This is a genomic window from Blautia sp. AF19-10LB (assembly GCF_003461245.1).
Classification (GTDB): Bacteria; Bacillota; Clostridia; order Lachnospirales; family Lachnospiraceae; genus Blautia_A; species Blautia_A intestinihominis.
The window spans coordinates 64640-79055 of record NZ_QTWS01000020.1 but is presented as its reverse complement, the minus strand read 5'-3'; the positions used below and the strand labels follow the sequence as shown (position 1 = coordinate 79055).

Here is a 14416-nt window from a genome sequence, read left to right as displayed (position 1 = left end):
TATAATGGTATCGTAATTTAAGACACTTCAAGAGACATTTCTTAATGAATCTGATATACTGTAAACACTACAGAAAGAAGGATTATTATTATGTCTCGAACAAGAAGAAATTTCTCCGCCAAATTCAAATCAGAATTAGTGATTGAACTGCTCAAAGGAGAAAAAGACTTAAATACAATCGCAACCGAAAACAATATTCAGCCGAATCTTCTCCGCAACTGGAAGAAGGAGTTCCTCGATAAAGCATCTGTGGTTTTTGATGACACACGAGAGGATAACCTGAAAGAAAAGCTCGCTTTAGAGCGCAAGGAAAAAGCTGAATATGCGAAAAAAGTTGGCCAGCTCACCATGCAGGTGGATTGGTTGAAAAAAAAATCTGAAGAAACACTTGGACCTGATTACGAGAGTAAATTTAGTCCAAAACCTTTTGAAGACTAAAGAACTTCCAGTTAAAACAGGAGCTGCGCTTCTTGATATCAATCGTACCAGTGTTTATTACAAGGGCACGCCCATATCTCAGGAGGAGTTAGATTGCAAATCGATCATAGATCGATTACACACGGATAACCCAGCCTGGGGAGCACGACAACTGTCTGCTCAACTGAAGAAGCGTGGGCATCAGGTTGGCCGCCGGAAAACGCGCCGTTATATGAATGAAATGGGGATTGATCCAATTTATCCAAAAATGAACCTTTCTAAACGTATGCAACAGGCTAAAGTCTGCCCGTATCTGCTACGTAACGCCGTTATCGACCGTCCAAATCAGGCATGGTCAATCGACATTACATACATCCCCATTAAGCGTGGATTCCTGTATCTGGCCGCTGTGATTGACTGGTACAGCCGCTGTATCGTTGGCTGGGAAGTCGATGATACTCTGGATACCAGAATGGTCATAACTGCGTTAAAAAAGGCGTTTATAGTGGCAAAACCTGTTATCCTGAATTCAGATCAGGGCTGTCAGTTTACAAGCAATGAGTACATGAATTTCCTAAAAGAGAACCAGATCCGTCAAAGCATGGATGGTAAAAGCCGGTGGGCTGACAATATCATGATTGAACGATGGTTCCGAAGCTTCAAGTACGAGGAAGCATATCTGACCCAATATAATAATATCAGAGAAGCACGGAAGGCAATCGGTAAATATGTGCACACTTACAACTTTGAACGTTGTCATTCTGCACTCAATAATCAGACACCTGCATCCTGCTATTATCCGATTCTGTTACTGGATGATCATGCAGCCTAAGGGGGGATTTTCTCCCCTACCCAGTTACATATATCAGTTCATTATAAAAAGCTTAGTTTTTTGTCTTGACAACTGAACCACTATAGACAATGAGAGAAAATATGCGCAAATTTTGGATGAATATTTAAGAATATGTTTCATGGATGAACAGATAGAAGAGTTGATTAATTGCATAAAAATGATTCAATTTAATTCTATTTCAAAGGATGAATAATTCGATATAACGAATAAAAATGCAAGAAAAATAAATTTTTTTAAATTCCCGCGTGATTTTTCGCGATTTTCCTCGTATTTATTATAGAGGCTTTTTTATGCTTCTTAATGATACAGGAGAGGAAGGGAAATCAATTGAGCGAAAAGAAGATTCCACAAAAACACACAGAAAAAAGACCGGGAAGATACAATCCGGAGGAAAAGAGCAAGGAACTGATCCAGAATGTTGATAAGATCTGTAAGATGAGAGGAATTTCAAGGTATACTCTGGCGAAGGGGGCAGATATATCAACTTCAACAATTCATTCACTTCTGGCGGGCAAGACAAAGCCATATATGTATACGGTGTACAAACTGTGCAATGCACTGGATATTCCTATTTCAGATTTACTGATAGAACCATGTGATGAAACCATAGAAAATATAAGCAAAGAAGAACAGGAATTGCTGATGCTCTACAGAAAATGTACACCATCCAAGCGGCATTTGCTGAAAGTTTACCTGCAGATGTTAACTCAGTTTCAGGAGAAGTTCTGACAGGAAAATCTTCAACAGCACATGCATAAAATGCAATCAAAACGGTTAATAATGTAAAAATGATTGAATTATCGCCTGTTGTATGTTATCATAGAGCAAAAATTGAATTTATCAATGCAAAAGTGAAATGAAAAAGAGGAGATATATTTATGTGTGGAATTGTAGGGTTTACAGGTAATCATCAGGCGGCGCCGATTCTGTTAGATGGTCTTTCTAAACTGGAATATCGTGGTTATGATTCAGCAGGAATTGCTGTGCGTGATGGTGAAGGTGAGACCACAGTTATTAAGGCAAAGGGACGTCTGAGGGGACTTGCTGAGAAGACAAATGGCGGTGAGTCTGTTCCGGGTACCTGCGGTATTGGTCATACACGTTGGGCAACTCATGGAGAACCTTCTGAGAACAATGCACATCCGCATGTCAGCGATGATGGAAATATCGTTGCCGTACATAACGGAATCATTGAGAATTACCAGGAACTGAAGGATAAACTGACACGTAAAGGATATACATTCTATTCAGAGACAGATACAGAAGTAGCCGTGAAACTGATTGACTACTACTATAAGAAATATGAGGGAACTCCGGTAGATGCGATCAATCATTCTATGGTCCGTATCCGTGGATCTTATGCACTTGCTATCATGTTCCGTGATTATCCGGAAGAAATTTATGTCGCAAGAAAGGACAGCCCGATGATCCTTGGTGTGGAGGATGGAGAAGCTTATATTGCTTCTGATGTTCCGGCTATCCTGAAATATACCAGAAATGTTTATTATATCGGCAATATGGAGATGGCCCGTGTACGTAAGGGTGAGATTACTTTCTACAACCTTGATGGGGAAGAAATCGAGAAGAAGATGAAAGTGATCGACTGGGATGCAGAAGCAGCAGAAAAAGCTGGATTCGAGCATTTCATGATGAAAGAGATCCATGAGCAGCCAAAAGTTGTACAGGATACACTGAACTCTGTTCTGAAGGATGGCAGGATCGATCTGGCAGAAGTCGGTCTGGCAGAGGATGAGATCAAAGATATTTCCCAGATTTATATCGTTGCCTGTGGCTCTGCGTATCATGTAGGAATGGCTGCACAGTATGTGATCGAAGATATGGCAAGAATTCCGGTTCGTGTGGAACTTGCGTCTGAATTCCGTTATCGTAATCCGATTCTGGATCCTCATGCACTGGCGATCGTGATCAGCCAGTCCGGAGAGACCGCAGACAGCCTTGCAGCACTGAGACTGTGTAAGGATCATGGAATCAGAACGCTTGCGATCGTAAATGTTGTGGGATCTTCTATTGCCCGTGAAGCAGGTAATGTATTCTATACACTTGCGGGACCGGAAATTTCTGTTGCGACAACCAAAGCTTACAGTACACAGATGATGGCATCTTATGTACTGGCAATCCAGTTCGCACTGGTAAGAGAGCAGATCACAGAGGAGCAGTACACAGGATACATCAAAGAACTTCAGACTCTTCCGGAGAAAATCCAGAGAATCATTGATGACAAGGAGCGCATTCAGTGGTTTGCGTCCAAGCAGGCAAACGCACATGATACTTTCTTCGTAGGTCGTGGAATCGACTATGCAATCAGCATGGAAGGCAGCCTCAAGATGAAAGAAGTAAGCTACATCCATTCAGAGGCATATGCTGCAGGTGAGCTGAAACACGGAACGATTTCTCTGATCGAGGATGGAACACTGGTGATCGGTGTCCTCACTCAGCCGGATCTTTATGAAAAAACAGTCAGCAATATGGTAGAATGCAAGAGCCGTGGAGCATATCTGATGGGAATGACTACTTTTGGAAACTATAACATCGAAGATACTGCAGATTTCACTGTTTATATTCCAAAGACAGATCCATACTTTGCAACTTCTCTTGCTGTGATCCCGTTACAGCTTCTGGGATACTATGTAAGTGTTGCAAAGGGTCTTGATGTAGATAAGCCGAGAAACCTTGCCAAGAGTGTTACAGTAGAATAATAGTAAAAAGAAAAACAGAGGGTACAATAGTCACAAATGGCTGTTATACCCTCGATTTTTTATATTCATGACCCGGAATGCTTCTCCATCCACCGTCTGATATAATCCATCTGTTCCTGATCGGAAATTTTCTGGGATGCGGGATCGTTCCCGGCGGCGAGGCAGCAGAAGAGTACGAGCGCCTGCAGCAGAAAAAAGAGTACAAGAAAGAGTATCAGCATAAAAAAGCCTCCTTTTATTTCCTATGGCTTTCAGTATTGGCATTTTTTCGAAAGTTATACATGGAATTGGGAGAAATGCTTTATTGCGAAGCAATCCACAGATATCCGGAATACACTAAAATAAGTCCATTTATAAGGAGTATATTCATGAAGCAGTCAGCTTATACCGGAAAAGGGGTTGGTGTGGCACTTTTTGATACGGGAATTTATCCTCATATGGATTTTGGTGATCGTATTTATGCTTTTGCAGATTTTATATCATACAGGAAATTACCTTACGATGATAATGGTCATGGAACGTGTGTGGCGGGGATCTTAGGAGGCAGCGGAGCGGCTTCTATGGGAAAGTACAAAGGGATGGCACCGGGATGTTCGCTGATCGGGCTTAAGGTGCTGGATCGTTTTGGAAACGGCAATAAGGAGGATATCCTGGCGGCGTTTCAGTGGCTTATGAACCATCGGGAGGAGTACAGGATCCGAGTGGTGAATATTTCTGTCGGCACGACATATCGTACCAGGAATGACAAGGATGTTCTGGTGCGCGGCGTGGAACAGCTCTGGGATCAGGGACTGGTGGTCGTTGCGGCAGCGGGAAACCAGGGACCGGAGCCGGGCAGTATCACTGCTCCGGGGTGCAGCAAAAAAGTGATCACGGTGGGTTCCAGCGATATGCTTATGGGAAAAGAGGGAATCTCCGGGCGAGGGCCGACGTTTGAGTGTGTCTGTAAACCGGATCTGGTGGCACCGGGACGCCGGATCATGTCGTGTGCGGCCGGGGCGGGAAATACGTATGGAATGAAAAGCGGTACGTCGATGTCCACGCCAATGATCTCCGGGGCGGCGGCACTTGCACTGGAAAAAGATCCCATGCTCACCAACGTAGATATCAAGATGATGCTCCGCGACAGCGCAGACGACCTCGGCCTTCCGAAAAATCAGCAGGGATGGGGAAAATTTAACTGTAAAAAGTTCCTTTCGCTGTGATTTTCAGGAAAATTCGCAGAATTTACTTTGGTAAAGCCTGAAAGTATTGACGGGAATGATTTTTTTCGTTACAATGGAACAAATCGTTGCTGTAAATAGCGACAGCAAACCAGTGATATGCAGAGAGGAGAACATTATGACAAAAATTCAGATGACAACGCCGTTAGTCGAAATGGACGGAGATGAGATGACCAGAATTCTCTGGAAGATGATCAAGGACGAATTATTACTTCCGTATATTGATCTGAATACAGAATACTATGACCTTGGTCTTGCACACCGCAATGATACCGATGACCAGGTAACCATCGATGCAGCAGAAGCAACCAAGAAATATGGTGTTGCAGTTAAATGTGCGACCATCACTCCAAACCACGCACGTATGGAAGAATACGACCTCAAGAAAATGTACAAGAGCCCGAACGGAACAATCCGTGCGATTCTGGACGGAACTGTATTCCGTGCCCCGATCGTAGTAAAGGGAATCGAGCCATGCGTACGCAACTGGAAGAAACCGATCACTCTTGCACGTCACGCATATGGGGACATTTACAAGAACACAGAGATGTACGTTGACAAACCGGGTAAAGTAGAGCTTGTCTATACTTCCGAGGATGGAGAAGAGAAACGTGCTCTGGTACAGGAATTCAAGGCTCCGGGAGTTGCCATGGGTATGCACAACATGGAAGCTTCTATTGAGAGTTTTGCAAGAAGCTGCTTCAACTATGCACTGGATACCAAGCAGGATGTATGGTTTGGCGCGAAGGATACCATTTCCAAGACTTACGATGCCAAATTTAAACAGGTCTTCCAGACAGTATTTGACAATGAGTTCAAGGAGAAATTCGAGGAAGCAGGTCTTACTTACTTCTACAGCCTGATCGATGATATCGTAGCCCGTGTCATGAAAGCAGAGGGTGGATTTATCTGGGCATGCAAGAACTACGATGGAGATGTTATGAGTGATATGGTATCTTCTGCATTTGGTTCTCTTGCGATGATGACATCTGTTCTTGTTTCTCCGAACGGATACTATGAGTATGAAGCTGCTCACGGAACGGTACAGAGACATTATTATCGTCATCTGGAGGGCGGCGAGACTTCCACAAACTCCGTTGCAACCATCTTTGCATGGACAGGAGCACTACGCAAACGTGGGGAACTCGATGGAAATCAGGAACTTGCACAGTTCGCAGACAAACTGGAAGAAGCAACTCTTTCCACCATCGAATCCGGAAAGATGACCAAAGACCTGGCACTGATCACCAGCATTGAGAATCCGACCGTACTGAACAGCGAGCAGTTTATCCTTGCGATCAGAGAGACTCTGGATACATTACTTTAATTTAAAAATACATCAAAAAATAAAAATGGGAAACCCAAGGCATTACGCCAGGGTTTCCCATTTTTCGTAGAGTTCTTCAAGTTCTTGTTGGATTTTGTCTTTTTCGCGGCTGAGTTCTGCACAGCGTCCGACGTTGGTGCAGACATCCGGGAGAACCAGTGTTTCATCGATTTCTTTATCGCGGGTTTCGAGTTCTTCGATCCGCGCTTCCGTTTTCTTAAGTTCTGCTTCTTGCTTACGCTTACGTGCCTGTTCTTCTTTCTGCTGCTGCCAGGTGAGCTTTCCTTCAGATGCTGTGGCTGGTGCGGTTTCCTGCACAGTTACAGTTTCCTGCTGCACCGGAGCGTATTTCTCAGTGAGTTCTTCTTTTTTCTCAAGGTAGTAATCGTAATCACCGATATAGTTGACAACGGCCTGATTGGTCAGTTCCAGGATCCTGGTCGCGGTCTGGTTGATGAAATATCGGTCATGAGAAACATAAAAGACCGTACCGGTGTAACTGTTCAGCGCTTCTTCGAGGATTTCTTTGGAAGCGATATCAAGGTGGTTGGTCGGCTCATCGAGGATCAGGAAGTTTGCCTCGGAGAGCATCAGCTTCGCGAGGGAAACACGGCCGCGCTCACCACCGGAGAGAGAGGAGATCACTTTGAAAACATCATCACCGGTAAAGAGGAAGGCGGCGAGCATGTTTCGAATCTCTGTCTCGGTAAGTGTCGGGTAAGTATCGGAAATTTCCTCAAAGATCGTCTTCTCCGCGTGGAGTACATGGTGTTCCTGGTCATAATATCCGATCTGAACCTTGGAGCCCAGGGAAAAAGTTCCTGAGTCTGCCGGGATAAGATCGTTGAGGATCTTGAGCATGGTCGTCTTGCCGGTACCGTTGTTTCCGATCAGGGCAACGCGCTCACCACGCTTGATCTGGAAAGAGATATCGGTAAAAAGTGTCTGCTCCGGAAAGCTCTTGGAAAGTTCTTCTACCGTGAGAACATCGTTTCCACTGACAACTCTCGGTTCCAGAGAAAGCCGCATCTGGCTCTGAACCTCGGTCGGTTTCTCGATCCGCTGGATCTTACCGAGCATTTTTTCACGGCTTTCTGCGCGGCGGATGGATTTCTCACGGTTGAAGGATTTCAGCTTGACGATGACGGCTTCCTGATGCTTGATGTCTCTCTGCTGGTTAAGGTAAGCCTTGTACTGTGCGTCACGAAGCTGTGCTTTCTTTTCGGCGTAAGCGGAGTAATTGCCACTGTACATGCGGACCTGGGCGGCATCAATCTCAATGACCTTCGTTACAACTTTATCAAGGAAATAACGGTCATGGGAGACGATAAATACAGCACCCGGATAATTCAGAAGATAAGTTTCCAGCCAGGAAATACTCTCCATGTCGAGGTGGTTGGTCGGCTCATCGAGGAGAAGAATGTCCGGCTTGGAGATCAGGAGTTTACCAAGAGCGACACGGGTCTTCTGTCCACCGGAGAGGGTTTCGACCTGTTTGGCAAAATCTTCGTCCGTAAAGCCAAGACCCTTGAGGACACCCATCAGCTCGCTCTTGTAGGCATAGCCGTTTTCCAGCTCAAATTCGTGGGTCAGGCGGGTGTAGGTGTTCATCAGACGGTCAAGTTCCTCACCGGAAGCGTTTTTCATCTGGACTTCGATCGCACGCATGCGGTCTTCCATGTCGATGATGTACTGCTTGGTTGTGAGCAGTTCTTCATAGACGGTGCGGTGTCCGCTGACATCCTGATACTGTGCGAGATAACCGATCTTCTTGTCCTTCATCAGAACGACCTGACCGGAATCCGCAGAAATTTCATTCATTATAATACGGAGAAGGGTTGTCTTACCTGCTCCGTTGTTGCCGATGAGAGCGGCTTTTTCACGCTCTTCTATATGAAATGAGGCATCGTTCAAAATGACTTTTTCGCCAAAAGATTTGCTGATGCCCTGACACGATAAAATCATAAATATTCCTCCAAAGTCAATATACGCTATGATTATAAGGTTAAATGATGGCTTTGTAAAGGAAATTTCCTCAAAAATTGTATAGATTTGACAACATTGATTGACAATAAAATAACATTTCGGTATAATTAACAGGAAAGTATAAGGAGGGGACAACGGTGGAAGCAAAACAGATATCAAAAGCTGTAATTAAGAGACTGCCCCGGTATTATCGCTATCTTGGCGAGTTACTGGAAGACAATGTTGAACGTATATCTTCCAATGATCTTAGTAAGAAAATGCGTGTCACAGCATCGCAGATCCGCCAGGATTTGAATAATTTTGGAGGATTTGGGCAGCAGGGATACGGTTATAATGTGAAATATCTCTATACAGAAATCGGTAAGATCCTTGGACTGGATGAGGTACATCCGATGATCATCATCGGTGCCGGTAATCTTGGACAGGCACTTGCCAATTACGTTGACTTTGAAAAACGTGGTTTTAAGCTGGAAGGGATTTTTGATGTCAATCCGGTACTGGAGGGCATCGCGGTCCGTGGAATTGAGATCCAGATGATCAGTAATCTCCCATTCTTCCTCAGAGAGAAGAATATTGAGATTGCGATCCTCACACTGCCGAAGAACAAGGCGAAGGATATGGCAGATATCCTGATCGAGAATGGTATCAAGGCAATCTGGAATTTTGCACATATCGATCTGGAGACTCCGGAGGATGTCATTGTAGAGAACGTACATCTTTCTGAGAGTCTGATGACGTTATCTTACAATCTCAGTCAATATCGTCAGGAACACGTGGAAGAGCAGCAATCATAACATGAGGACAGCAAGAGGCTGTTACCCGGCTCCTTAATGAAGGCGGCTGCGTAACAGCTTTTTGCTTTGTATCGTATATCGAGGAGATATCAGATGAAACGAATTGTAGGCGGATCGGAAATGAAAGCACTGGATGGCTGCACCATTACCGGAATGGGAGTTCCGTCCTGTGTGCTGATGGAACGGGCGGCACTGGCTGTTGTGGATGCAATGGAAGGACATTTTGCGGAAATGTCACAGAAACAGCGGATCTTGTGCGTCTGCGGAGGCGGGAACAACGGCGGAGACGGAGTCGCAATCGCCAGGATCCTGCATCTGCATGGATATAACGCGGAAATCTATATGCTCGGAAATCCGGATCACCGCACAAAGGAAACACGCCGCCAGCTTAAGATCGCAGAGAATTATCAGGTTCCTCTGGTGAATAACCTGGCAGCAGGAGAATATACTACTATAGTAGATGCCATCTTCGGCGTTGGGCTTGACCGCTCGATCGAAGGAAAATACAGAGAAGTCATTCAGGCTTTGAACGAGGTTTCTGCATGGAAAGTGGCGGTAGATCTGCCGTCCGGGGTATGCAGCAACACGGGCAGAGAGCTTGGAATCGCATTTCGTGCGGATCTGACGGTGACGTTTGCATTCTGTAAAACAGGCTTGTGTTTTTATCCAGGCAAAAATTTTGCGGGAAAAATTGTTGTAGCAGATGTCGGCATCTACGAGAATCCGGATCTTCCGACACGGAAAGCGGCACTTGAGAAAAAAGATCTCCAGAAGCTTCCTCTGCGCGCCGCGAATGGGAACAAGGGTACGTTTGGCAAGGTTCTTGTCGTTGCCGGAAGCAAAGGAATGTGCGGGGCAGCGTATCTCTGTGCAGAGGGCGCCTTCGCTGCCGGAGCCGGGATGGTCAAGATCCTGACGGATGAGGAGAATCGCATTCCACTGCAGACGCTTCTTCCGGAGGCGATGTTTGCAGATGATGCTGGCGGCAACGAAGCATGGGTTAATGCAATGCACTGGTGCGACATTGTGGTGATCGGACCAGGACTTGGACAGTCTGAGAAAAGTGCACGGAAAACAGAATTTTATCTTGCCCATGCGCAGAGAATGGGGAAACCTGTGATCATGGATGCGGATGGACTGAACCTGCTCTCGAAACATCCGGAGTGGAAGAAATATCTTCAGCACAGTCAGGTGATCTGTACTCCGCATCTTGGCGAGACGAGTCGGCTGAGTGAAAATTTTATGACTTCTAAAAATAGCGGATTGTTTTCAGAAGCAGCGGATCGGGCACTCTCCATACCGGAAATTCAGCAAAATCTCATTTGGACAGCATCGAATTTTGCAAGGGAAAATGGCGTGGTCTGTGTGCTCAAAGATGCAGTGACTGTTGTTGCAGATCCGAAGAGGGATTTTTGCTGGATCAATCAAAGCGGGAATCCAGGAATGGCGACTGCGGGAAGCGGGGATGTCCTGTCGGGGATCCTGGCAGGGGTTCTGTGTGCATTCCGTTCAGATCCGGAGAATACGGTGGATCTGGCAGAGCAGGCGGCTTTTGGCGTATTCCTTCACGGGCTGGCAGGAGATAAGGCTGTCGAGGAAAAAGGCACTTACGGAATGAAAGCCGGAGACATTGCGCGGGCAGCGGCGAAAGTTCTTAAAGACAGAGAAACTATGCAGGAACTCTGATAAGTTTCAAAAATCCAGATAAAAATAATTGCTTTACGCAGTAAGGAGATAAAGATCATGAAAAAATTCGAAAGAGTAAAGGCCGTCGTATCCCTGGATGCGATCGCACATAACTTTGCAGAGATGAAGAAAAACATTGCCAAGGGTACCAAGATCGTTGCTGTCATCAAGGCAGACGGATATGGACATGGCGCAGAGGCGATCGCACGTCTGATCGAAGACTATGACTATATCTGGGGATTTGCAGTTGCGACACCGGAGGAAGCATTGCAGCTTCGTACCTTTGGTGTGAAAAAACCGATTCTGATCCTTGGAATCGTTTTTGAAGAATATTTCACACAAATGATCGCAAAGGAGATCCGTTTAACTGTCTGCACCTATGAGATGGCACAGAAACTTTCAGAAGAAGCGCAGCGTCAGGGAAGAGATGTACATATCCATATCGGTCTTGATACCGGTATGAGCCGTATTGGATTTGCAGACAGACAGGAAAGTGTCGAAGAGATCAAAAAGATCTCCCAGCTTCCAAATCTGAAGATCGAGGGAATGTTCACTCATTTTGCAAGAGCAGACGAGACAGACAGAAGCCCGGCGATCGACCAGCTTAACCGTTATCTGAATTTTGCAAAACTTCTGGAGGATGCAGGCATTCAGATCCCGATGAAGCACTGCTCTAACAGCGCAGGGATCATCCGTGTGCCGGAGGCAAACTTAAATGCAGTCCGTGCGGGTATTACGATCTATGGAATCTATCCTTCCAATGAAGTGGAGAGAGATATCGTGAAACTGATCCCGGCAATGGAACTCAAGAGCCATATTTCTTACATCAAAACCGTGGAACCAGGAGCGGCGTTCAGCTATGGCGGAACGTTTACTGCCAAGAAAGAAATGAAAGTCGCAACGATCCCGGTGGGATACGCAGACGGCTATCCGCGTTCTCTTTCCAATAAGGGATGGGTTCTGATCCACGGCAAAAAGGCACCGATCCTTGGAAGAGTCTGCATGGATCAGTTCATGGTAGATATCACAAAGATCCCGGACGCAAAGACCGGAGATGAAGTGACTCTGATCGGAAAAGACGGCAAGGAGTTCATAAGCATTGAGAAGTTTGGTGATCTTTCCGGACGTTTTTCCTATGAATTTGCCTGTGATATCAGCAAACGAGTGCCGAGAGTCTACATCAAAGACGGCAAAGAATGGGGAGAGCTGACCTTCTTTAACTAGAAAACAGCGTAAAATACCACACATGTATACACGAGAAAAAAATGGAAATACTAATTTCTGAGAAAAAGAATGGAACTGTCATAAACAGACAGTAACAGAAGAATCGGAGTGTGAATTGTGTGGTAATTAAAAGAGGGGATATCTTTTATGCAGATCTGCGGCCTGTGGTCGGAAGCGAGCAGGGCGGGATCCGTCCGGTGCTGATCATTCAGAATGATGTCGGCAACCGGCACAGCCCGACTGTGATCTGTGCAGCAATTACATCAAAGATGAACAAGGCGAAGCTGCCGACACATATAGAGATCGATGCGTCTGCGTATGGCATTGAGAGGGATTCGGTGATCCTTCTGGAACAACTGCGGACGATCGACAAGCGGAGACTCAAGGATAAAGTCTGTCATCTTGACCAGGCGATGCTTGATAAGGTGAACCATGCGCTGGAAATCAGCCTGGAGCTTACTTTTTGAGCAGTTATTCTTGACGAATCCGAAGGAAAGTGCTATATTTTATCAGTAATTATGCAGGTTTACCGGCTTTTTAGCAGGGTTTACAAAAAGATAAGAAACAAAAGGAGAACGAGAGAAATGTCAGGACATTCAAAATTTGCGAACATCAAGCATAAAAAAGAAAAAAATGATGCCAAAAAAGGTAAGATCTTTACCGTGATCGGTCGTGAAATCGTTATGGCAGTCAAAGCTGGCGGTTCGGATCCGAACAACAACAGCAAACTTCGTGATGTTATCGCGAAAGCAAAAGCAAACAACATGCCGAACGATACGATCGACCGTGGTATCAAGAAGGCAGCAGGTGCTGATTCTGCTGACAACTACGAGCATGCTACTTATGAAGGTTATGGTCCGAACGGTGTTGCGATCATCGTTGAGACTCTGACTGACAACAAGAACCGTACAGCAAGTAACGTAAGAAACGCTTTCACCAAGGGATATGGAAGCATCGGAACACAGGGATGTGTATCCTTCATGTTCGACCAGAAAGGTCAGATCATCATCGACAAAGAAGAGTGTGAGATGGATGCTGACGATCTGATGATGACTGCACTGGATGCAGGCGCAGAGGATTTCAGCGAAGAAGAAGACAGCTACGAAGTACTTACCGCTCCGGATGATTTCAGCGCAGTAAGAGAAGCACTGGAGCAGGCTGGCGTACCGATGCTTGAGGCACAGGTTGCCATGGTTCCACAGACATACGTAGAGCTTACAGACGAGAAGGATATCAAGAACCTTCAGAAGACTCTGGACCTCCTCGATGAAGATGATGACGTCACAGATGTCTGGACAAACTGGGACGAATGATCTCGTACAACGTATAAAAATCCATATGTTTACACAGAATACCTCCATGAACAATCACATGGAGGTATTTTTATGTCCGAAAAAAATGACGAAAAACAGAAAGAGCTTGACCGGAGAGAGCAGGAGAATAAAGAGATCAAAGAGACCGGAGAGGTGACGCTGGATCAGAACAGGAGAAATCATAAGATTGAACTTCTGACGATCATCGGTGAGGTGGAAGGGCACGATGCGGCTCCTTCGCAGAGCAAGACGACCAAGTATGAACATGTGCTGCCAAAACTTGCGATGATTGAGGATGATGAGGAGATCGAGGGCCTTCTGATCCTTCTGAACACGGTCGGCGGTGATGTGGAGGCAGGACTTGCGATCGCGGAGATGATCGCGTCTTTAAGTGTTCCTACCGTTTCTCTTGTACTCGGAGGCGGGCATTCCATCGGAGTTCCGATGGCTGTATCTGCGGATTATTCTTTTGTCGTGCCGAGTGCGACGATGGTCATCCATCCGGTCCGTTCCAGCGGCATGTTCATCGGCGTTGCCCAGACGTACCGCAATATGGAAAAGATCCAGGACCGTATCACCAGTTTTATTGCTTCACATTCCAGAGCGTCACAGCGACGTCTCGAAGAATTGATGCTGGATACCAGTCAGCTTGTAAAAGATGTCGGAACGCTTCTGGAAGGGGAGGAAGCTGTAAGGGAGGGCCTGATCGATGAAGTCGGCGGAATCCGCGAAGCACTTGGGAAATTGCATCAGATGATAGAAGAAAAAAGAGGCTTAAAAGGGCTTTTTTTGTAAAAATACTATGAAAAAGCATGCATATTTAGTATGTTTTTGAATATTTCCCTTGTAATAGAAGCAATTTTAGCGTATTATTAG

The 14416-nt window shown here is 45.6% G+C and carries 13 protein-coding genes; 12 read left to right on the top strand and 1 reads right to left on the bottom strand.

Going from position 1 to position 14416, the window contains the following annotated elements:
• Positions 1-90 precede the first annotated feature (90 nt).
• The 6 genes from DWX28_RS19950 to DWX28_RS11980 all read left to right on the top strand — a co-directional run bounded on the left by DWX28_RS19950 (position 91) and on the right by DWX28_RS11980 (position 6537).
• A complete protein-coding gene (locus DWX28_RS19950; protein WP_071143926.1) occupies positions 91-438 on the top strand; it encodes a transposase in 348 nt (115 codons plus the stop codon).
• Positions 389-1249, top strand: a complete 861-nt coding sequence (locus DWX28_RS12000) for an IS3 family transposase (protein ID WP_330417658.1) — start codon at positions 389-391, stop codon at positions 1247-1249. The genes DWX28_RS19950 and DWX28_RS12000 overlap by 50 nt, the downstream gene beginning before the upstream one ends.
• Before the next feature lie 348 nt (positions 1250-1597).
• The gene (locus DWX28_RS11995) at positions 1598-1999 is read left to right on the top strand and encodes a helix-turn-helix domain-containing protein (protein WP_022215030.1); all 402 of its coding nucleotides are present in this window, start codon (positions 1598-1600) and stop codon (positions 1997-1999) included.
• A gap of 149 nt (positions 2000-2148) precedes the next feature.
• Positions 2149-3987, top strand: coding sequence for a glutamine--fructose-6-phosphate transaminase (isomerizing) (gene glmS, locus DWX28_RS11990; RefSeq protein ID WP_118252826.1), 1839 nt, complete (start codon positions 2149-2151; stop codon positions 3985-3987).
• A gap of 368 nt (positions 3988-4355) precedes the next feature.
• A complete protein-coding gene (locus DWX28_RS11985) occupies positions 4356-5192 on the top strand; it encodes a S8 family peptidase (RefSeq protein ID WP_022215033.1) in 837 nt (278 codons plus the stop codon).
• Between the two features lie 136 nt (positions 5193-5328).
• Complete coding sequence (locus DWX28_RS11980; RefSeq protein WP_118252825.1) at positions 5329-6537, top strand: NADP-dependent isocitrate dehydrogenase; 1209 nt, start codon at positions 5329-5331, stop codon at positions 6535-6537.
• Positions 6538-6579: 42 nt separating this feature from the next.
• On the opposite strand, the gene abc-f is transcribed toward DWX28_RS11980, so the two are convergent.
• A complete protein-coding gene (abc-f, locus tag DWX28_RS11975; RefSeq protein WP_022215035.1) occupies positions 6580-8502 on the bottom strand; it encodes a ribosomal protection-like ABC-F family protein in 1923 nt (640 codons plus the stop codon).
• Positions 8503-8660: 158 nt separating this feature from the next.
• On the opposite strand from abc-f, the gene DWX28_RS11970 reads away from it, so the two are divergent.
• The 6 genes from DWX28_RS11970 (at position 8661) to DWX28_RS11945 (ending at position 14335) form a co-directional block, all read left to right on the top strand.
• Positions 8661-9317 carry a redox-sensing transcriptional repressor Rex gene (locus tag DWX28_RS11970; RefSeq protein ID WP_022215036.1) on the top strand — a complete coding sequence of 219 codons (657 nt, stop codon included), beginning with the start codon at positions 8661-8663 and terminating at the stop codon, positions 9315-9317.
• A 93-nt stretch (positions 9318-9410) separates the two neighbouring features.
• Positions 9411-11003, top strand: coding sequence for an NAD(P)H-hydrate dehydratase (locus tag DWX28_RS11965; protein ID WP_118252824.1), 1593 nt, complete (start codon positions 9411-9413; stop codon positions 11001-11003).
• Positions 11004-11060: 57 nt separating this feature from the next.
• Positions 11061-12227: an alanine racemase gene (gene alr / locus DWX28_RS11960; protein WP_118252823.1), complete on the top strand. Its 1167-nt coding sequence runs from the start codon at positions 11061-11063 to the stop codon at positions 12225-12227.
• 119 nt (positions 12228-12346) lie between these two features.
• Positions 12347-12694: a type II toxin-antitoxin system PemK/MazF family toxin gene (locus DWX28_RS11955; protein ID WP_022215039.1), complete on the top strand. Its 348-nt coding sequence runs from the start codon at positions 12347-12349 to the stop codon at positions 12692-12694.
• A 117-nt stretch (positions 12695-12811) separates the two neighbouring features.
• Positions 12812-13540, top strand: a complete 729-nt coding sequence (locus DWX28_RS11950; RefSeq protein ID WP_022215040.1) for a YebC/PmpR family DNA-binding transcriptional regulator — start codon at positions 12812-12814, stop codon at positions 13538-13540.
• 72 nt (positions 13541-13612) lie between these two features.
• Positions 13613-14335, top strand: a complete 723-nt coding sequence (locus DWX28_RS11945; protein ID WP_118252822.1) for a ClpP family protease — start codon at positions 13613-13615, stop codon at positions 14333-14335.
• Positions 14336-14416: the final 81 nt, after the last annotated feature.